Below are 18,566 nucleotides of genomic sequence, written 5' to 3' on the forward strand. Positions count from 1 at the left end.
CAGGTATCCGGTGCAGATGTCGCAATCCACACCGAACCCGGAGGCCCTCCCTCATTCCAAGATCATCTGACTACGTGTCTCCCCGTTCACAACCTCCCGGGGCAGTACACCGGTACTGACCATGCACACCGTCGCGGACGGCACCGCACCCGCGGCGCACGAACGCGCCTACGCCGAACGAGTGGGGCCGGACGACGAACTCCGTCAGCTGTTCGTGAACCGCGCAGGTCACTGTGTGTTCACCGCGTCCGAGGAGATCACCGCCCTGCGCACGCTGGAACGGCGCCTGGACAGTGGAGATTTGGCCGTCGACCCGCCCGGCCACGCTCAACGCCGAAGCAGGCACGCTCGCCCCGGAACACCAGACGATCTTCGACATCGTCCGGGAAACCCGCGTGACGACCACGCCGGCGTTCGCGCGGCATTCCCCTCCCCCGTATCCGAGGACGCTGCCGTTCTAAGGTCCGGCGAGGATCGTCAGCCCGTAGGCCGACAGGATCCGGTTGATCGGGACGAAGTAGGTGGAGCCGCCGCTCGAGCAGTTGCCGCTGCCACCGATCAGCACACCCTGCGCCTGCGTCCCGCTGACGAACGGCCCGCCGCTGTCCCCCGGCTCGGCGCAGACGGAAGTCCGGGTCAAGCCGGTCAGTGTTCCGTCCGGGAAGGTGATCGACACGTTCTTCGCCTGGATGGTGCCGCAGTGCCAGCCCGTGGTCGCGCCGTACCTGCACACCGACGCGCCGACCGGGGCTTCGACCGACCCGGTGATCGTCACGCGGGGTGCGGTGGGCGGGATCGAGCCCACCAGCCGCCAGTCGGTCGTGTTGGTCACCCGGATGACGATCGCGCCCGTCGGCGGGGTCTGGGCGCCCACGACCACCCCGACCACCCGGCCGGCGCTGCGGATCGTGTCACCGGGCTTGCCGCAAGCCGAACTCGCGATCAGGTAGCCGGTCTTTCCCGAGACGGCGGCGAACCCGGCCGTACACCGCGTCGCGGCGCTGCTCTGCAACACACTCCCGCCGCCGAGCGGGGCGGGAGCGCTCGCTTGCGCGGTCGACGGCAGGGCCAGGCCGAGGGCCAGGACCAGGCAGGACAGGGATCGGGGCAGTCTCACGGGACCCTCCGATGGCCGGGGATGTCCCGATCGTAACGAGCGGAACGCCCCGGCCCATCCGCCGAACCGCGCATTCTCAGCGCCAGCCGAGCTCCGGCGCCACGTGGGTGAGGATGCTCTCCAGCACGTGCGCGTTGTACTCGACGCCGAGCTGGTTCGGGATGGTGAGAAGCAGGGTGTCCGCGGCCTCGATCGCCTCGTCCTCCTTGAGCGCCCGCACCAGCTCGTCCGGCTCGGCGGCGTACGACCGGCCGAAGATCGCCCTGGTCGTCTCGTCGATCATGCCGACCTGGTCCCGCGAGTCCCGGTCACGGCCGAAATACGCCCGGTCCAGGTCGTTCGTCAACGCGAAGATGCTGCGGCTGACCGACACCCGCGGCTCACGCGAGTGACCGGCCTCCTTCCAGGCTTCGCGGTAGGCCTCGATCTGCTTACGCTGCTGGACGTGCAGCGGCTCGCCCGTCTCGTCGTCCTTGAGCGTGGAACTCTGCAGGTTCATGCCCTGCTCCGCCGCCCACACCGCGGTCGCGTTGGAGCTGGATCCCCACCAGATCCGCTCGCGCAACCCCTCCGAGTACGGCTCGAGCCGCAGCAACCCCGGCGGATTGGCGAACATCGGTCGCGGGTTCGGCTGCGCGAACCCCTCGCCCTCGAGCAGCTTCAGGAAGACCTCGGTGCGCTGCCGGGCCATGTCGGCCGCGGTCTGCCCCTCCGCCGGCCCGTACCCGAAGTACCGCCAGCCGTCGATCACCTGCTCCGGGGATCCCCGGCTGACCCCGAGCTGGAGCCTGCCGCGGGAGATGAGGTCGGCGGCGCCCGCCTCCTCGGCCATGTACATCGGGTTCTCGTAGCGCATGTCGATCACGCCGGTACCGATCTCGATCTTCGACGTCCGGGCCCCGATCGCCGACAGCAACGGGAACGGACTACCCGCCTGCCGCGCGAAGTGATGCACCCGGAAGTACGCGCCGTCCACGCCGAGCTCCTCGGCCGCGACCGCCAAATCGATCGACTGATGCAGGAAGTCGGCCGCGGACCGCGTCTCGGAGTGCGCGCTCGGTGACCAGTGGCCGAAGGACAGGAAACCAATCTTCTTCACGCCCGTGTAAGCGCCCAGCACCCGGCTTTGATTCCCCACTCTCCGTAGTCTCCGGTCACACTACGCACTTTTAGCCTTCGACCTGGAGGAACTTCCCCTCTGACGCCACGAGATCTTCCAGAGGGTAACCGATCATCGTCTCAATGTAGGTCTGCGTGACTATACGTACCCCCCTGATTGAGGCCTCCCAGGCGACGTATACTCTTCTCACATCAGCAAGTCCGAGTGGCGGAATGGCAGACGCGCTAGCTTGAGGTGCTAGTGTCCTTAACGGACGTGGGGGTTCAAGTCCCCCCTCGGACACACACGTTATCCACACGTGGAGAGGCGGTCACTACGACCGCCTCTTTTTTGTTGTCGTAGAGCACTTGCAGCCCGAGATCCCGGTAGACCTGCGTGATGCGGTCCGGGTTTCGCGAGTTCAGTGCTCGCTCGACATCACCCAGCGAGTCCAGCATGGCGTACACCTCCGCCGCGTCGATCGTGGCGGACTCAGGCAGGTTCTCCAGCTCCTCTCGTGCCGCCTGGCGCTCCGCCTGAGCAAGGTTCATAGCGTCCACGAGCGCCGCCGGATCCACGCCAGCCTCGATCGCCGCCTGATGCCGCCGCAACCGCGCCTCTGCGTCCTTCAACCGCTTCTCAACGGTCTCGCGTCCCGTTCCCGACCCACCCGGCTGGGCTCCGACCATCGCGGCCACGGTCTCGTCGCGGTTGTCCGGGTCGAAGACCTGGCACAGCCAGGCATTGAGCGGTGGGATCACGACGTCCTCGCGAAGGTTCACCGTCTTCGGATGATCGGCCAGCACCGGCGACCCCGGCGCCATCGTCCGCGCGATGCACCGGTAGTAGATGCCCTTACGAATCACCGCACCCTGCATCCTCCGAGCGCAGATGTCACAGCGCACTAGCCCTTTCAGCAGGTACGTGTGCTTGGCAGCGGGCCGCTCGCGCTCCAGCTTCGCGATACCGCGCAGGCCACCAGCAGCCCGCGACCGGCGCATGAGCTGGGCCTGTGTGAAGTCCTCCACCGAAACGATCTTCGGATGCGCCGGCTGCCGTGAGCGCACGATGCGGTCAGGTGCCGCACGCCGGAACCGGACCACATGCCCGGCACCGACGTCGTCGGGATTCAGGAGCGTCTCGTGCTTCGCCCACCGGCCGAAGATGGCGTACCCGGTGTAGCGCGGATTCTCCAGAATCGATCGCGTCGTGCTGCCCTGCCATCCGTCGGCGAGCCGATGCCGGTTCTGCTCCGGCCGCCGAGCGGAAGGGCACGGGATCCCATCGAGATTGAGCCCGTTGGCGATCGCTCGATCACCCTTTCCGTCGAGGTACTCGGCGAAGATCCGCCGCACGACCTCGGCAGCAGGCTCATCGATCGCTAGCACCCGCAGCCGGAAACCCTCCGCAGCCTTCCTGGGATTCGGATGAGGGCCGCCATCCACGACCACGTAGCCGTACGGCGCGCGGCCGCCCTGGTGCCGTCCCTCGTTGAGGACCTGCGCGTCCATCGCTGCCCTCACCCGAGCCTGAACGTGCTGCCGCTCCGACTCGCTCATGCCGCCTAGCACGCTCATCAGCATCTTGTGCGAAGGGTTCCGCGGATCAAACCGCCCGCCGAGCTCCGGCACCCACAGCTCCACCCCATAGGCGGCGAACCGCGGGGCGATCAGCGAGAACTGGTTGCCGAACCAACAACGGGTGCCCTCGCCGACGACCAGGGCGTTCCACGTCCGACGCGGATTCTTAAGCTCGGCGAGCAACCGAGATGCCTCGGTCCTGCGCTCCCACGGCACTGAGCGCGACTGCCCGATGTCGAAGTACTCCGCCACGATCCGGCCGCCGAGCGGCTCGACGAACTTGCGCGCGTTGCCGAACTGCCAGCCTCGTGAGGTCTCCGGGTCCTGGTTGTCCTCGGTCGAGCAACGGCCGTAGACCGCAAGCTCTCCGATTCCTTCATCCACCGTGTCCGCGGCCTGTAGTCCCAGAATGTCGTCCAGCGTTGACCACGGATCGTTACTGATTTCAGCCGTCATTGCCTGCCTCCTCCGCCGGTCCGTCCAGGACAGGCACCTCGGTCAGCTCGATCAGGATGGCGAGCAATCCGCGTGCGACCGCAGGCGACACAGCAGGCAATCCAGCAGGTAGGATAACTTGAACGCCCCGATTCTTCGAATGCTCGGCGCTCATGTCTGATCACCGAGATCTTCCGATGCGTCACCGCTGGCCATGCGGGCTACGGCACTCTTGATTTCAGCTGTTAGGTATCCGCGGACCTGCCGTGTCTCGCCGTTTTCGGTCGTGATCCGATCCCGCGTCGGCCGACATCCCGCCTCGCTCATCTGCTGCGCGAGTGTCATCCGGTCGATCTTCAGCGCGTCCAAAAGCTCCGCAGTCGGCACGAACTCGCGACCCTCCGGACCAAGGTCATCGCCGAAGTAGTCGACGATCGACGCGAACGGTTCAGGTAACTCGCCAACCGCGTCACCGCCACCACCTGCACCGATTTCCATGACCACCGCAGCATGGTCGAGCACTGGCGTCACGTCCTGGCCCGCCGCGTGCCCGGTCAAGGTTCCGGCCGCTTCGCGCAGCGCCCGTCCCTGATCGCAGATCGTTCGCCAGTCCTCGTTCGGCATGTAGTAGGTCCGGACGGTCATCGCGAGCACATCGGCGCCGGCCGCAGTGTCACCATCCGGGCGCAGGATGCCCACGCCCTTGTGCGACGGCAGCAGACGAGACGAATCGAACCCGCGCGTGTTCATCTGTTCTCCGAGCACGATGTTCGAGTCACGCCAATCCATCACTCGGAGCGCGAACCGCGAGCCGAGCACCGCACGTAAGCCGGACGGAATCGTCTTCGAGTCCGGTCGCTGCGTCGCCAGTACGAGCACGATTCCGGCAGCTGGCCCCTTCTTCGCCAACCACGTCAGCAACTCGCCGACGTACTCGCCCGCCGTCAGTCTCTTCCCCTGCACCTCAATAGATGTGCGGTCCTCAAGCGGAACTTGGACCTCATCGATGAAGATCGCCGTAATCGGCATGTCCAGCGCCTTGTCGCGAGACATCTCCGGCGTGACCTTCGACTCCGGGCACGTCAGGTCATCGAGATCCCGCATCCGCCGAAACCTCGACTGAACCTCTGCGACCAGCTCGGCGAGCCAGCCGATGAGGGTCAGGACATGCTCGGATTCGTCGCCCGCCATAAACCGATGTGCGACCTTGCCGGCCGAGTCCCAGTCCTTGCCCGCCTTGAAGTCCGCGACGTACAGCCGCACCCACGCGTCCAGGATGAGTCCAGACGCAGCGAGCCTGGCAGCGAATGTCTTGCCTTGCCGCGGAATAGCGCCCACGAGCAACGACGTCCACACCAGCGGAAGATCGATCCGCCGATCCCGCGCGTCTCTACCGAAAGGAACCGGACGCCACGCATCCCATTGAACCGCCCCGAGCAGCGGCGTCCGCAACGGTGGTGACGCGTACGGGTCTTCATCGGCGACCCACATCGCTACCCGCCCTGCATGACCACCGTTGCCTCGGACGCGTTCCACGATGAGCTGCACCTCATCGACCGCCAAGGCGGACGCGAGCGCATCCCGGTTCTTCACGACATCCGCGGCTTTGCGGGTGGCGGGAAGGTCGACTGTGACTGCCCAGCCATCACCGACCCGCGTTGCCCGCTCAACAAGCCTCAGCGACTCGTCCTTGCCGATGAGCTTCGCATCCCGAAACGCGTCCACCAGCACCTGAGGGTCCATCGTCCATGTCAGCGTGCGCGGACCAGCGAGTGCAGGCTTCCGTCCTGGACTCCCGTCCTTACGTCGACCGAGAATCGCCAAGGCGACCGATGCACCAGCCCCCGCGATCCACAGTGGATCGGAGCCGTACAGGAGATCCACCATCGCGACCGCCAGAGCGATGACGGCGAGCACCAAGCCCGTGACTTTCCAGCGGAACAGCGTCAGGCCGCGAATCTCGGTGAACTTATCGGCCAGTTTCTCGGACTCCTCTGCCGCAGCTCGATAGTCACGCACCGTCACCCAGCCACGCCACCACCGCGCACCGACCACTACCCCACGGACAACCGCCCCGAGGAAGCGCACCGGCGACATGATCAGCCGGGCAACCGCGTCCTTCGCGGCCTGAACCGCTTGCGGTTTGTTCTTGAGCCACAACGGCACCCGTTGCGAGTGCAGCCACCACCTCACCAGCCGGTTGCGACGTGTGCGGCGACGTGGTTGCGGCAACGTGTCATCGACCAGCTCGCCATCCAGCACGGGATCTGCCTTCACTGGCAGTGTGCCTGGCTCAGTCATCGGCCACCTCCGCGCGCAACGCACGCGCCAACCGCGGCGACAACCCGCGCGAACATCCGGTCGCCTGCCGGATCCACGCCGGCGTGACGTCCACATCGGGTGTCCAGCGTCGTCGAGCGTCGGCCAGGTAGTCGGCGAACAGCTTCCGGCGCCCGGCGTTCATGGACTCGCCCTGAACACCTCGCCGTTCACCGGCAGCCACGATGGCAGCATCGGTCAGCTTGTCGCGCAGATCAGTGATTGCCTCGACCGCGGCGAAGACGACCAGCGGAGGCACCGAGTGCAGGACGATCGCCGCTGGATCCCCCTCCGCATAAGACGTCCACGTGTTCATGACGTAGGTGGCGGCGAGCGTGAACCACTTCGCCCGCCGAACCCATCCACCGGTGCGAACCTGGTACCGGGCAGTCACCTGCTCCGCGCGAAGGATCGCTAGTAGTACGAGGGACACCGTCGGATCCAAGACCCACGCAGCCAGCCACGGCAGCGACCACGGCCGGGTCCCTGTCGATGCGAAGGTCTGGACGTTCGTCATCGTGAACGCCAGTCCGAGGACAATCCCGGTCCAGCACATCCAGTCGACCTGCCGACGTACCCGTTCGATCCGGAGCGCAACGACATCCGGATCGGTCTCGTACGCCCGCACCTCTGCGGCTTCGGCTGCGTCCTGGGCCAGCCGTTGCGCCCGCGTCATCGGCGACCACCCCGCTTCGAGGTGTCGATGGTCGTGACAGTCATAGCACGAGTCAGCGCATGAGACGCGAACATCGCGGGCAGTCCGAGTACCGCGAGGCGCAGCCAGGAACTGCTCGCATGCTATAGCACGACCCACTGAACAGCCACGATCAACCCGGCATTGAAAACCACGCGGCCGGCCAAGGAGACCAGACGTGCTCCACTGCGTGTCTTCTCGGCCGCGGCCTTCGCCCGGCGAGCGCCGGCCCTCCAAACCCAGAGCAGCACGACCAGCACGCCAACTCCGGCGAGCATCTGCGTTGGCGTCAAGCTGAGGCCGCTCATCGCGCACCTCGCTCGATCCGTTCACCGCGTCGAAGCCAGTACGGATGAAGCTCCCGACGATCGTCGTCGGTCATCCCGCCCCAGATACCTGCCGTGTCCGTCCCGGCAGTACGCAGCTCCAGTTCCAGACACTCGTCCCGGACCGGACATCCTCCGCACAGTCGGTCGGCGAGCTGCTGATCGGTCTGCGCCGGCGGCGGTTCGCTCTCCGCCGAAGGCCACATGCAGACCCCTTCGCTGGTGACGATGGCGGTCAGGACGTCCGAGGGGATCCACCGCAGGCGGTCCAGCCGCCACGCGATCCCGATCAGCCGGAGGTCATCGGCGTGCATGCCGCACCTCCGCCCTGCTTCGTGGTGCCGAGCAGCCGAGCGAGTTCGGTCGACGACACCCGCAGACCGGACCGCGAGCGAGTCGCCCGCAGCTGTCCAGTACGGATCGCCCGACTCACGCCGAGCGAGGAACACCCAGAATCCAGGCGGCCTGCTGAATGGTGTGGAAAGTCATTTGCGAGTTCATAAGAAAGACCAATCTGATGATTTCAAGACTATATTGTTGATTTCAGCGCTTCGAATGGCGCGTTCACCCGACGCGCCGCCGCTAATGCGCTAGGCGACGCGATAAAAGCTCGATGAGCCGCTAATCTCAGCGCTGAGGCGGAGCGCGGAGGGATACGTGTCGGAAGACTGGGCGGCAGTCGCGAAGGCGATCAGCATGCGCGTCAACGAACTCGGCTGGCGGCAACGCGAGCTGGCCGAGCGGTCGCATGTGTCGCAGGCGATCGTGCGCGAGTTGCAGCACCACACCGTGGAGCGTCGACGGAGCGCCCGCACGCTCGAAGCACTGTCGACGACATTGGGCTGGCACCCGCAGCATCTGTTGGCAGTTCTGCAAAATCGCACTCTGCCGCACCCGGACGAGCCAGCCGACGATGGGCACGATCTCTGGCCCCGACTGGACGCGCTCGAACAGCGGCTGGCTGAGCTCACCGAGCGTCTCGAAGACGTTCAGTCGAATCTCGCGATTGTGGTCGAGCATGTCCGCTCGAAGCGTTGAGGGTGGGCGATTCGGGCTGGTGATCCAGGTGATTTCCATACCTAGAATTCAAGGCCGAATCGGCGCACGATCCCATGCACAACCAGTGCGGAGGCACTGCACAACCACTGCATATCCGCAGCACATCGACTTTTCGGCGCGCCGATGAGCCGGACCAACGAATGGACCGGTCGATCAGCGTCGGCACTTCAAGCCGCACTGAGATTGAGCAATGAGCGGTTCGCCGAGAAGCTGGGCGTCGGCGCTCGCACCGTGGCGTCATGGCGCAAGAAGCCGGACCTGGTCCAGCAGTCCGAGATGCAACAGGTGCTCGACACCGCGTTTGAGCAAGCGTCGGAAGCGGAGCGTGCGCGCTTCGCCGAACTGGTCGGCGAAGCACCCGCCGCTCAGGCGGTATCGAGCATCGCTGAGGACGAGCGGCTTACGACTGATCCGCACATCGAGGCAGCTCTCGAATGGCTCGACCGCTCAGCCCGCTGGACTCCCGGCGCAGCTCGCCGCGCGGTCGCTGCGCGCGTCGCCGACGTGAGCGTCCAAGACCTCCACAACCGCGGAACCCGGCGTAGTTGGGTGAGCCAGCGCGAGGTCGTCGACGCGCTCCGCCAGTATTACGGGCATCAAATCGAGAATCACGGCCTGTACAGCGGACGGATCGGCGCTGACACCGTGAACACCAGCGTCCTGACCTGCTTCGATTGGCTGGATGTGGCCTGCGAGCTGCGGCCAGAACAAGAGCGGTTCACGGCGACGAATACCCGGCCGGACGCGAGCCTCGTGCTTGACGAACGCGCGGCAAGTCTCGCCGTTCAGCGCCTGGCCGAGACGCTGGCCATGAACACCCGGCTCGTGAACAGTCCGATCTACCGCCTGCTCGACACGGACATCCGCAAACACCAGCTCGGCGGCTCGTTTGGAGTTACTTACTTCGCGCATTACGCGCTGACGATGGACCTGCTCGAAGGCGAACTCATGGATGCCATCGCGGCCGGCTCACCGTCCATGCCACTTCGAGACCGACACCTACCCGACCTTCGATCAGTGCTCGACGTCGCCAACCGGCTCTGCGCGGGAGGCGTACTCGCGCTCACCGCCATCGCCCGGCCGGCTGATCCGTACCGGGGCGACGCGGACTACCTGCTGCTCGTGTAGGAACGTTCAGGCCACGTTCTGAACGCCGCGCGACGGCTCGCCGTGATCCCGAAGGGCTTTCACCAGCCACTGACCGACGTCCGCCGGGACGCTCAGGTGGGCGCGACGCTCCGGCGAGAGTTGGAAGAGGAGCTTTTCGGACGCCCGGACATCGACAACACGCTCGGCGAGATGCTGACAGCAGACCCCATGCACCCGGCACGCCACTCCGAACCGATGCGCTGGCTGACCGAGCAACCAGGACTGCTACGGATGGAGTCGACAGGTTTCGGTCTGAACCTGGTCAGCGGAAACTACGAGTTCGCCAGCCTGATCGTTATCGACGACGAAGAATTTTGGCAACGCTACGGCGGCATGGTTGAAGCGAACTGGGAATCAGCGACACTTCGCCAGTATTCAACGACCGACTCAGATCTCGTCACCGAGCTACTGAGTGATGTAGCGTGGAGCAACGAAGGACTCTTCGCGATGATGCAGGGATTACGGCACCTGGCGGAAATCGGAGGAGAACGCGTGAAGTTACCGCCGATCGAATGGGAGCTCAGCAAGTGAGCGACGGCTGGACCGCCGGAAATGCCAACGAAGACGCAGCTGACACCCGCGGCTGGTTGGTCGGGCACTTCATCGACCCGTCCCAGGGCGTACGTTCGTCGAAAGACGTAGAAGTCAAGTGGGCCAACCATCCCGCAGGCGACAAGCGCCCAGAGTGGACGTCCGATGACCAACGGACCACACTCGTGCTGCTCATCTCCGGCGAGTTTCGCGTCGACGTCACAGGCGGCGGCAAGACCATGACCAGGCAAGGCGACTACGTCATGTGGGGGCCAGGAGTCGACCATTCATGGGAAGCAATTGCGGACTCGGTTGTCATGACTGTGCGCTGGCCTTCAGCAACATAGTCCAATACTCGGAACTGCCAGCCGATCACCGCCAATTTCGGTGAGCCGACGCAACCCCTGGAGCAGCGAGAATAAACCTTCGTTGCTCCACGATTCGTCGGCAATCAGTCCGCCGAGCAAATCGCCATCGAGCGTCGAATACGAGCGCAATTCCGCCGACTCCCAATTTGCCTCGACCTCGCCGCCGAAGCGGGACCAGAACTCTTCGTCGTCGATGACGACCAAGCTGGCGAACTCGTAGTTCCCGCTGACGAGGTTGAGACCGAACCCGGTGCACTCCATTTGTAGCCGCCCCGGTTGCTCGGTCAACCACTTCATCGGTGCGGACAACCTGCGCGGATGCATCGGATCAGCTGCTCTCTGGCTGCCCGCGGTGTTGTCGACGTCGATCCGCCCGAACAGCTCGTTTTCCAGCGCACGACGCAGGGTTGCGCCGATCCGGGCATCCGCGCGTTGATCATTCGATGGCCGGTGGAACGCCTTCGGGATCACGGCCAAGCTTCCGGCTGCGTTCAGCACGTTCCTGGACCGCTCCTGGATGAGCAGCAGGTAGTCGCGACCACCGCGATACGGGTCCGCAGGCCGAGCGATCGCGGTCAAGGCAAGCACGCCGCCCGCGCACAACCGGCCGGCCAGGTCGAGCACCGTCGCGACGTCCGGCAAGTACTTGTCCCGCAGGGGCGCGTGACCAGGTCTCAAGTCCTTGCCCGCCGCCAGAATCTCGGACAACTCGCACTCAAGCAGGTCCAACGTCAAGGCGTACTCGACGAAGGGCGCGACATCCAAGCTGCCCGCCAGAGCGCCACCGCCAACATCGAACTCCACCAGACGGTAGATCGGCACGTCAGCCACCCGAACGCCGCCTTCAGCCGCTTCGGCGAGTCTTCCAACGGCCGCGTTCTCGTTGATGCCGCAGGAACGGCTCTCAAGGCCAGGTCTCAGAACCAGCTGATCGTTCTCCGGCGTCAGCTCACAGCTCAAGTCCAGCCACTCTGACCGACTCAGAATGCTGGTCTGAACGTCTTTCTCTCCGTAACGCGCCTGGTAGAGCGCGTAGCCAGCAGGCGGCTCGCCGTAGTAACTCACCAACGCGTCGGCAGCACGGCTTCGATCGACCCGCGGTCCAGGATGCCGATCTGGCGATACACGTGCCCCTACCCGCTCACGCGTAGTGCCAGGGCTCCAACCCACACGACGATCCAGCCAGCTGAACGCAGGCTCAAGCTCGTACGGCAGATCAGCCGTCGACGAGCCGTCAATCAGCACGCGCAACTCGTCCTGGGTACGACCCAGAACTCTCGCCAGCTTCGGCCGTTGGAACGGCAGCGGCGCGAAGTCGCCTGCCTCCCAGCGAATGACCGTCCGGCGATCGACGTCCATGATCTCGGCGAGCTTCTCCTGACTCAGCCCCACAGTCTTACGAGCTGAAACCAGCCCTTCGCGTCGTCGGACGCCGATCATCGATCACCTCGCACTGCTTGACTTGCACTTGAGCATATCAGCTATATATGCAGGTGAAGGCAATACATGTCACTAGCCTGTCACCAAACTCTGACACTTCCGCCCTGGCCTCTCGGCGTTGATCAATCTTTGATGATTTCAACACATTGGGCAGACACAGGGGCGGATGAGATGAGCGATACGCGCAGGTCACGGCGATCCCGCCTCTACGTCAGTTGGTACCGCTGTGCAGGTGACAGCCTCGATCACGCCGTCACCGATGAGGCGTTCGCCCAAGGGCTTGATCTCCAAGAGGGCTGTTACCAGGCGGTCTGCGGTCATGTTGTACTCATCGGCTCGTGCCTCGTACCGCCTGGACCTCCATGCTTCGCGTGCGTGGCGCTGCTCCGGATCCTCAACCGCCCCGCCGCTTCCACGGCTGAGCCCGGACGACACCGGAAGGCTCACCGTTGGTGCCGCCTCTTCGGCCGCCATCAGACTCCGGCCGTCCCGCAGTCGCGCCCACGTCAACGCGCGCGTGCTACCCCCGAGCGGGACGGCCGGACCACCACATCGACGAACATAGGACTGCGTCGCGCCCGCCGTTCACCAGTAACAACGAGGCGCCCGACAACGGGCCAGCTGATCATCGCGCCACCGCCCGGCACTGCGGTTGAGTTCCAAAAAGCCGCATGTCGCCTCCCCCAGGGTGGCAGCGCACCGCACAGCCCGGCCACGCACTGCGGCAAACCCTTCGGCCCCGACCCACTTGAGCTGCGGAGAAGCCCAGCCAGGTCACCCCTAGCACGCCACTTCCGACGACCCGGCTCTCATAAGCCGACCAATGGTGAGCAGTGATGCCGTCGACACGCCCTGCGGTTCCGTCCTCCCACCGCGACCTCGACCCGCTTCTAATCTTGCCAGTCCGACTCTTCCTGATGTGCCTCCTCACCGACCTGCACTGGTACGAGGACGCGGTTCTGGCGAACGCGCTGCGAATCAAGCCGCACTCCGTCTCTCTCCATGCCGAGCCCCTCGCCGCAGCCGGCTACGTGTCTATCCGGTTCGCAGGTAGCCGCGCCAACCTGCGTCTTACCCCGCTCGGGCTCGACCGACTGACCGGACACGTAACTGCCCTCCAGAAGGTCGCCAGCACAGCCGCGCAACTCGTCACCACACGACAAAGCGCGCCTCGTTCACCGACGTGACGACTGACCGCTGCCTCTCGAAACCGCCCTTCCCATGGCGGTTCACGGCCGACGTGACGGGCACGAAGCAAGCCGACACAGCCGTCACACACGATGTTTCCGCAGGTAGTCCGCTATCTCATGCCGTCACAACACCTGTGACGACCCAAGCCTTCGCGGGACGGCCCGTCTCCGCAGCGACCTTGAGCAGGAACCGGTGAAAGCGAAGAAGACACCACAGCTGTCGACCGCAAAGCAGAGGGAACTCGGCGCCCACCTGCGGCGAATCCGCATGCGCGCCGGCTACCTCGCAACCGACATGAGCCGCATGCTCGGCTGGCCCGCCTCCACCATCTCACGGCTAGAAAGCGGCCTCCGCAACTACCAAGCCGGCGACATCGCTATATACCTCGCCCGAGCGAAAGCCACCCCACAGGAGCTTGACGAACTAGTAGCACTAGACCGCCTCCCCGACGACGGCTACCAGGTCAGAAGCCACCCCAACGGCTTTCCCGACGACCTTCCACTCATCAAGGTGCTCGACACCGGCAGCGAGTCCATCACGACCTACGCCCCTGTCGAAATCCCGCGGCAACTCCAGATCGAGCCCTACATCCGCGAAGCCTTCACCAGGAACGGGCAGGAGGACGGCCCCGCCCTCGACACAGCAGTGCGCACGCGCCTCGCCAGCCAGACAGCATCCCTCCGGTCACCTGGCCCCTTCACCTTCTACCTGCCCGAAGCCACGCTGCTCGGACGCCCAATAGAACCCTCCGTAAGGCACGAGCAAGTACTGCACCTGCTGATCACATCGTCGCTACCTCGCCACCACATCCACCTAGTACCCGATCACTTCGCTCTGGCCAGCCTCCAAACAAGTTTCACCCTGTATCGACACGATCAGCACCTTCCACTCGTTCATCACCAACAGCCCACAACCAGCCTGTTTCTCGAGAACAACGATGACGTCGTCTTCTACGCAGGTCAGCTTGAACGCGTCGCCAACGAAGCCCTAACTTGTCAACAAACCTGTGACTGGCTCATCAATCGCCTGACCGAGCTCGAGTTGGAACTTGATCACCGGCATCGCGAGCCGAGCATCTCTCGTCCAGGTGAATTACGCCGGTCGTGAGTTGAGGTAGTAGAGCAGAGGCACCAATGTGCCCGATCCAAGCAACTTCTGCTGCTGTACAAGTCGATTCACCTGCGACAACGGCACCCATTCCACCCGACCGACCTCTTCCGCGTCAGTGGGCTCGCCAATGTACTCGGCCTTGCGCCAAAGGTACACATCCACCGGCGCCGTGACCTGGCCCGGCAATGGCTCGAAGCTCACCAGATGCTCGGGTTCACCGATCGGCCGCCAGCCGGACTCCTCAACAGCTTCCCGCACGGCCGTCCCGACAGAGTCGTCGCCAGCCTCGACCATTCCACCCAATAGCTCATAGCCCCATTGCTTCGTCGCGAACCTGTAGCGCCACAACATCAAGGCCTCGTCCTGGTCATTCACGATCAACGCGATAGCTATCCGAGCGAGATGCACTACGTGGTAATCCCAGCGTTCACCGCTCGGCGCCTCGACGTCGGTCAACCCGACCTGGACCCACCGGTTGTCGTAGACCAGCCGCTCACCAAACGTCTTCCACGACCCAAGATCGTCAGTCATGCCAAGAGTTTAGGCCGGGTGACGCCTCGACTATCCGCTGAACCATCACTACTGACGAGCGATAAGGAGAATCGCAATCTGATCCTCACTATCTTGTGGACGTCTGCTTTCGCAGACTCGCACAGGCTCCTCAACATTTTCGGAACTTCCGAGCGAAACACTGCGTTATTCTGCTGCTCATTTTTGAACGCGGTCAGGTGACCTATTGTCTGCGTCGCCGAGTTCGCGAATACAGTGAGGAAACTTCGGGAACCGTGGGCGGCCATCCACAGCGGGATCATCGTAAACCACCACGTGCTCTTGTCGACACCGCGCGGGGCGATGATCGCGTCACGCAGATGTGCAGGTTCCCCACCGATTGGCCGAGCGTACCGCTTCGCCAGCTCGCACAACTCGTAGTTAGCCCTCGCTGAACTAGATCTCGTCATCTGTCACCGGCCACGCGAGTGGTGCGGCACGCAGACTAGGGCGAACAGCATCGGGTCCAGTTCGGTGAGGCCCGTCGACCTCCAGGGAATGTCCGCAATCCCTTGTCGTGCACGTAGAAGTGAGTGTCCAGATCGAGGACCGTCACCACCTGTAACAACAGTGCGCAGGCCACCGACCTATGAGGACCAAACACGAGGAGGAGCCCATGTCTTACGAAGTCCGCGATGGCAGGACCACCTACTCCTTCGAGGCCGCCAATTCGGCGGATGTGCGAGACGGGCATCTGTACGTCTACGACCAGGGCAGCAACGTCCTCGCGACCTTTGCCCCGAGCCACTGGACCAACGCGACAAAGACGGGCACAGTCAAGGTCGATCGGCCACGCGTCACCGCCCACTAGTCAGGGAATGTCCTTCACGCCCCTGCCTGCGCGCCTCGGCCATCGCGGTCGCGTCACGATCGCCCAAAGGAATGGTTTCCGAAAGGGCTCGCAAGACCGCGACCGTCCGCCGGATCACCGTGTCCACGTCGTTCCCGGCACGGCTGATTAGGCCTGCGCGTCGCACACCCTCCTGCCATCGGGATACCCACGGGGCGGCGTCCAGCTCCGCGTCCGCGATCTCCGCCTCCCACCGAGTCCAGTCATCCAGCTTTTGCTCAGGCCGGGTTCGGCTGGCTGATTTCCTGTCGGTGAGTGGCCCGCCGGTCATCTCGCCCGCGACGGTGACCAAGCCGTGTGCCACCACCGACGAACGCAGGACCGCATCGAGGTCGGTCAACGAGACTCTGGCCCTACCCGGCCCGATCAACCGCCCGAGCAGGCCGGACACATCCTCGGCTGCCTCATAGTCCAGCTCGACGACGACCCAGCCGCGGATGGCCAGTTCGTTGTTTCCAAGCGCTTCCGCAAGGACCGCCACAGACCCGCGAACCCGGGCCGCGCCAGATACTCGCGGGCTTTCGCGGGAATGCCGTCGCTCACGCCCCGCCCGCCGACCGGAGGTAGTGCCGCGCACTGCCGTCCCAGTGCACGTGCGTCGCGACGGCCGCCGTCCCCTCGGCACGACGGATTTCGTAGATGTCCAGGCTCGGCACCTGCGGATAGGCTCCCCACAAGGCATGTCCGGTCATACAAAAGTCGACGTCCATCCGGACCTGCAATCCCATCAACTCGCCGATCATCCTGCCGTGGACCTTGGCGAACGCGTCGTCGAGCAGGATGATCCGCAACGCGAAACCTGCGTCCGGCGACCGGACAGGTAGGCATCGGCGGCCGCGAACAGCGCGAGATACGAGACGAAACGGGTCTCGCCTTGGGACAGTTTGGCGCGGCGGCTGATCTTCCGGATCTGCCCAGCGTCCGGCCCGAGGATGGACACCTCGACGCGATGCCATTGCCGATAGTCAAGCGCGGCACGCAGGTGTTCGCTGTAGCCGGCTGCTTCATCGTCTTTGAACCGCTCGTCGACCCGTTCCTTCAGCAGCCGGATGAGTTCATCGGTGTGTTCCGGCGGGCGCACCGCGCCGCTTTCCGTGACCAGTTCGCGAATCCGCGCGGCCGCGCTTTTCCTGGGTTCCACCAGTTCCCACCGAAGACGAACGCCGATGCCGTGGCTGGTCCGGATGTCCCGCAGACTCCGGTCCATGGCCTTCACCAGCCCGTCTGCCTGCCCCAGCCGACGTCGCAGTTCTTCGCCGACGCCCCCGATGACGATGTCCGTGAAACCCGGTGCTCACGCTCAGTCAAGCACCGGCCGCACGTTCAGCCTGCTCGCGCGACTTCGCCGCGGCGAGTGCTACCGGCCGACGCCCTGTGGCGTTGGTGAAGTCGATCAGCCAGAGTCCGTCTTGGATATCCGAGTTGAGATCGAACGTCGTGGTCAGATCGCTCGCCGTCTGCTGAACCGCACGCATCAACATGCTTTCGCTGGCCCGATGCGCCGCGGCGCCAAAACTCTGCTGAACGGCGACAGCGGTTGTTCGATCTGGTTAGTCGTCGTCTCCGCCAGCAGCCGGCACAGTCCGACGAGGTCGGATCCGGGAGTGGCGGCCTCCGCGACGCTTGGCAACGCCACCCGCCGAGTCAGGAGATCCATGGCCTCGGTCATCACCACCGCAGCCTCTCCGGCCTTTCGACGCAGATCGTCGACATTGGCCGCTGCGGCCGCGATCGCTCTGTCTAGGTATCGGCAACCCAACGCCATCGTGCACGCCCTGCAGTGGTAGTAAGGCTCATTGTGAATGGTCTCGCGCGTACAGCGCTGAACGCGACTGGCACGGATTCCAAATTCGTGTGTGAGGTTGACGGGACGGGAGTACCACGGAGAACCTACAGGTAGCGCAAGATCATTGACACGTTGAAAAGGATTTGCGATCCTGCAGTGTTCCACGGGGATGGAGCGTCCGTGCCTAACTGCGCGGATACGCACAGGGAGGGTTGGCAAGCTTGACCGACGACAACTGGAAGACACGGTCACTAGACGCAAGGACAGTCGCGGCACCACTGTCGGCTCGCTCCCGGCGAGCGCCTCGACCGATGCCAGTGGTGGTTCTTGCCGACGTCAGCGGCAGCATGGACGGTGAGAAAATCGCTGTCCTCAACCGCAGTATCAAAACGATGTTCGCTGCTTTCGCCGCAGAGGACTCAATCCGTGGTGAAATCCATACTGCGGTGGTGGCATTCGGCGGTGCTGAAGCAGTAGTACATCAGCCGATGCTCCCGGCTGCTCAAGCCTCCTGGGTGGACATGACCCCCCACGGACGAACTCCTCTGGGCAGCGCGTTCGATGTGACTCGCACTCTTCTGGAGAATCCCGAAGCGGTACCCGAGCGCGCCTTCCCGCCCACCTTGATTCTCGTGTCCGACGGCGTCCCGACCGACGACTGGGAAGATCCACTGAACGAGCTCCTCGCGTCCCGCCGAGGCGGCCAAGCCTTGAGGTTGGCCATCGGCATCGGAGCCGACCGGACCGCGGAGGCCAACGAAGTGCTGACAGCGTTCAGCACACCCGGCGTGTCACTCCTGCGCACGGATCAAGTTCACGAACTCACCCGCATGTTCCGTTGGGTGACCGCCACCGTCACTGGCGCGCTGCAGGCGCACGCGGGTCACCAGGCCATCCGGTTGGCGGACCTCGACTGACAATGAGCTACCCGACTCACAGCTGGCCCGCGAGCGTCCGCGTGGC

Annotated in this window: 23 protein-coding genes and 1 tRNA gene; 9 read left to right on the forward strand and 15 right to left on the reverse strand. The window is 64.5% G+C overall.

Annotated elements, in window-relative coordinates; translation table 11 throughout:
- Positions 1-293: 293 nt before the first annotated feature.
- Positions 294-461 carry a hypothetical protein gene (locus ACSMFO_RS04640; protein ID WP_436457075.1) on the forward strand — a complete coding sequence of 56 codons (168 nt, stop codon included), beginning with the start codon at positions 294-296 and terminating at the stop codon, positions 459-461.
- Here ACSMFO_RS04640 and ACSMFO_RS04645 read toward each other — a convergent pair.
- Both ACSMFO_RS04645 and ACSMFO_RS04650 read right to left on the reverse strand, forming a co-directional pair.
- Positions 458-1,117: a S1 family peptidase gene (locus tag ACSMFO_RS04645; protein ID WP_436457076.1), complete on the reverse strand. Its 660-nt coding sequence runs from the start codon at positions 1,115-1,117 to the stop codon at positions 458-460. The two genes, ACSMFO_RS04640 and ACSMFO_RS04645, sit on opposite strands and share 4 nt — an antisense overlap.
- Before the next feature lie 76 nt (positions 1,118-1,193).
- Positions 1,194-2,216, reverse strand: coding sequence for an LLM class flavin-dependent oxidoreductase (locus tag ACSMFO_RS04650; protein WP_037336569.1), 1,023 nt, complete (start codon positions 2,214-2,216; stop codon positions 1,194-1,196).
- 219 nt (positions 2,217-2,435) lie between these two features.
- Between ACSMFO_RS04650 and ACSMFO_RS04655 the strand changes: the two genes are divergently transcribed.
- Positions 2,436-2,519 (forward strand) — tRNA-Leu (locus tag ACSMFO_RS04655).
- On the opposite strand, the gene ACSMFO_RS04660 is transcribed toward ACSMFO_RS04655, so the two are convergent.
- The 5 genes from ACSMFO_RS04660 to ACSMFO_RS04680 form a co-directional block, all read right to left on the reverse strand.
- Entirely contained in the window at positions 2,501-4,252 is a 1,752-nt protein-coding gene (locus ACSMFO_RS04660) for a recombinase family protein (RefSeq protein WP_436457077.1), read from the reverse strand. The genes ACSMFO_RS04655 and ACSMFO_RS04660 overlap by 19 nt on opposite strands.
- Positions 4,242-4,406, reverse strand: a complete 165-nt coding sequence (locus tag ACSMFO_RS04665; RefSeq protein WP_436457078.1) for a hypothetical protein — start codon at positions 4,404-4,406, stop codon at positions 4,242-4,244. Before ACSMFO_RS04665 ends, ACSMFO_RS04660 begins: the two co-directional genes overlap by 11 nt.
- Positions 4,403-6,532: a cell division protein FtsK gene (locus ACSMFO_RS04670; protein WP_436457079.1), complete on the reverse strand. Its 2,130-nt coding sequence runs from the start codon at positions 6,530-6,532 to the stop codon at positions 4,403-4,405. Before ACSMFO_RS04670 ends, ACSMFO_RS04665 begins: the two co-directional genes overlap by 4 nt.
- Positions 6,525-7,226 carry a hypothetical protein gene (locus ACSMFO_RS04675; RefSeq protein ID WP_436457080.1) on the reverse strand — a complete coding sequence of 234 codons (702 nt, stop codon included), beginning with the start codon at positions 7,224-7,226 and terminating at the stop codon, positions 6,525-6,527. The genes ACSMFO_RS04670 and ACSMFO_RS04675 overlap by 8 nt, the downstream gene beginning before the upstream one ends.
- Before the next feature lie 322 nt (positions 7,227-7,548).
- Entirely contained in the window at positions 7,549-7,884 is a 336-nt protein-coding gene (locus ACSMFO_RS04680) for a WhiB family transcriptional regulator (RefSeq protein WP_436457081.1), read from the reverse strand.
- A 343-nt stretch (positions 7,885-8,227) separates the two neighbouring features.
- Between ACSMFO_RS04680 and ACSMFO_RS04685 the strand changes: the two genes are divergently transcribed.
- The 4 genes from ACSMFO_RS04685 to ACSMFO_RS04700 all read left to right on the forward strand — a co-directional run bounded on the left by ACSMFO_RS04685 (position 8,228) and on the right by ACSMFO_RS04700 (position 10,656).
- A complete protein-coding gene (locus tag ACSMFO_RS04685; RefSeq protein ID WP_436457082.1) occupies positions 8,228-8,608 on the forward strand; it encodes a helix-turn-helix domain-containing protein in 381 nt (126 codons plus the stop codon).
- 144 nt (positions 8,609-8,752) lie between these two features.
- Positions 8,753-9,757 (forward strand): hypothetical protein, encoded by a 1,005-nt coding sequence (locus tag ACSMFO_RS04690; RefSeq protein WP_436457083.1) that lies wholly within the window; start codon positions 8,753-8,755, stop codon positions 9,755-9,757.
- Positions 9,758-9,853: 96 nt separating this feature from the next.
- Positions 9,854-10,309 carry a hypothetical protein gene (locus tag ACSMFO_RS04695; protein ID WP_436457084.1) on the forward strand — a complete coding sequence of 152 codons (456 nt, stop codon included), beginning with the start codon at positions 9,854-9,856 and terminating at the stop codon, positions 10,307-10,309.
- The gene (locus ACSMFO_RS04700; RefSeq protein WP_257487374.1) at positions 10,306-10,656 is read left to right on the forward strand and encodes a signal peptidase I; all 351 of its coding nucleotides are present in this window, start codon (positions 10,306-10,308) and stop codon (positions 10,654-10,656) included. Before ACSMFO_RS04695 ends, ACSMFO_RS04700 begins: the two co-directional genes overlap by 4 nt.
- On the opposite strand, the gene ACSMFO_RS04705 is transcribed toward ACSMFO_RS04700, so the two are convergent.
- Positions 10,645-12,117 carry a helix-turn-helix transcriptional regulator gene (locus tag ACSMFO_RS04705; protein WP_436457085.1) on the reverse strand — a complete coding sequence of 491 codons (1,473 nt, stop codon included), beginning with the start codon at positions 12,115-12,117 and terminating at the stop codon, positions 10,645-10,647. The two genes, ACSMFO_RS04700 and ACSMFO_RS04705, sit on opposite strands and share 12 nt — an antisense overlap.
- A 189-nt stretch (positions 12,118-12,306) precedes the next feature.
- A complete protein-coding gene (locus tag ACSMFO_RS04710; protein ID WP_436457086.1) occupies positions 12,307-12,591 on the reverse strand; it encodes a hypothetical protein in 285 nt (94 codons plus the stop codon).
- A 909-nt stretch (positions 12,592-13,500) separates the two neighbouring features.
- On the opposite strand from ACSMFO_RS04710, the gene ACSMFO_RS04715 reads away from it, so the two are divergent.
- Positions 13,501-14,415: a helix-turn-helix domain-containing protein gene (locus ACSMFO_RS04715; RefSeq protein ID WP_436457087.1), complete on the forward strand. Its 915-nt coding sequence runs from the start codon at positions 13,501-13,503 to the stop codon at positions 14,413-14,415.
- Here ACSMFO_RS04715 and ACSMFO_RS04720 read toward each other — a convergent pair.
- Entirely contained in the window at positions 14,401-14,949 is a 549-nt protein-coding gene (locus ACSMFO_RS04720) for an NUDIX hydrolase (RefSeq protein WP_436457088.1), read from the reverse strand. The two genes, ACSMFO_RS04715 and ACSMFO_RS04720, sit on opposite strands and share 15 nt — an antisense overlap.
- A gap of 634 nt (positions 14,950-15,583) precedes the next feature.
- Between ACSMFO_RS04720 and ACSMFO_RS04725 the strand changes: the two genes are divergently transcribed.
- Positions 15,584-15,778 carry a hypothetical protein gene (locus tag ACSMFO_RS04725; RefSeq protein WP_436457089.1) on the forward strand — a complete coding sequence of 65 codons (195 nt, stop codon included), beginning with the start codon at positions 15,584-15,586 and terminating at the stop codon, positions 15,776-15,778.
- Here ACSMFO_RS04725 and ACSMFO_RS04730 read toward each other — a convergent pair.
- From ACSMFO_RS04730 to ACSMFO_RS04750, 5 genes are all read right to left on the reverse strand, one after another.
- Positions 15,765-16,298 carry a TIGR02679 domain-containing protein gene (locus ACSMFO_RS04730; RefSeq protein WP_436457090.1) on the reverse strand — a complete coding sequence of 178 codons (534 nt, stop codon included), beginning with the start codon at positions 16,296-16,298 and terminating at the stop codon, positions 15,765-15,767. The two genes, ACSMFO_RS04725 and ACSMFO_RS04730, sit on opposite strands and share 14 nt — an antisense overlap.
- Positions 16,299-16,356: 58 nt before the next feature.
- Positions 16,357-16,608 carry a hypothetical protein gene (locus ACSMFO_RS04735; RefSeq protein WP_436457091.1) on the reverse strand — a complete coding sequence of 84 codons (252 nt, stop codon included), beginning with the start codon at positions 16,606-16,608 and terminating at the stop codon, positions 16,357-16,359.
- Positions 16,557-17,024, reverse strand: a complete 468-nt coding sequence (locus ACSMFO_RS04740; protein ID WP_436457092.1) for an SbcC/MukB-like Walker B domain-containing protein — start codon at positions 17,022-17,024, stop codon at positions 16,557-16,559. Before ACSMFO_RS04740 ends, ACSMFO_RS04735 begins: the two co-directional genes overlap by 52 nt.
- 97 nt (positions 17,025-17,121) lie before the next feature.
- Positions 17,122-17,292, reverse strand: coding sequence for a hypothetical protein (locus ACSMFO_RS04745; protein ID WP_436457093.1), 171 nt, complete (start codon positions 17,290-17,292; stop codon positions 17,122-17,124).
- On the reverse strand, positions 17,292-17,582 hold the full coding sequence (locus ACSMFO_RS04750; RefSeq protein WP_436457094.1) for a hypothetical protein: 291 nt from the start codon (positions 17,580-17,582) through the stop codon (positions 17,292-17,294). The genes ACSMFO_RS04745 and ACSMFO_RS04750 overlap by 1 nt, the downstream gene beginning before the upstream one ends.
- 242 nt (positions 17,583-17,824) lie before the next feature.
- Between ACSMFO_RS04750 and ACSMFO_RS04755 the strand changes: the two genes are divergently transcribed.
- Entirely contained in the window at positions 17,825-18,520 is a 696-nt protein-coding gene (locus tag ACSMFO_RS04755; RefSeq protein WP_436457095.1) for a vWA domain-containing protein, read from the forward strand.
- The last annotated feature ends 46 nt before the right edge of the window (positions 18,521-18,566 follow it).

The sequence above is a fragment of the Amycolatopsis sp. w19 genome (assembly GCF_051373225.1).
Lineage (GTDB): Bacteria > Actinomycetota > Actinomycetes > Mycobacteriales > Pseudonocardiaceae > Amycolatopsis > Amycolatopsis japonica.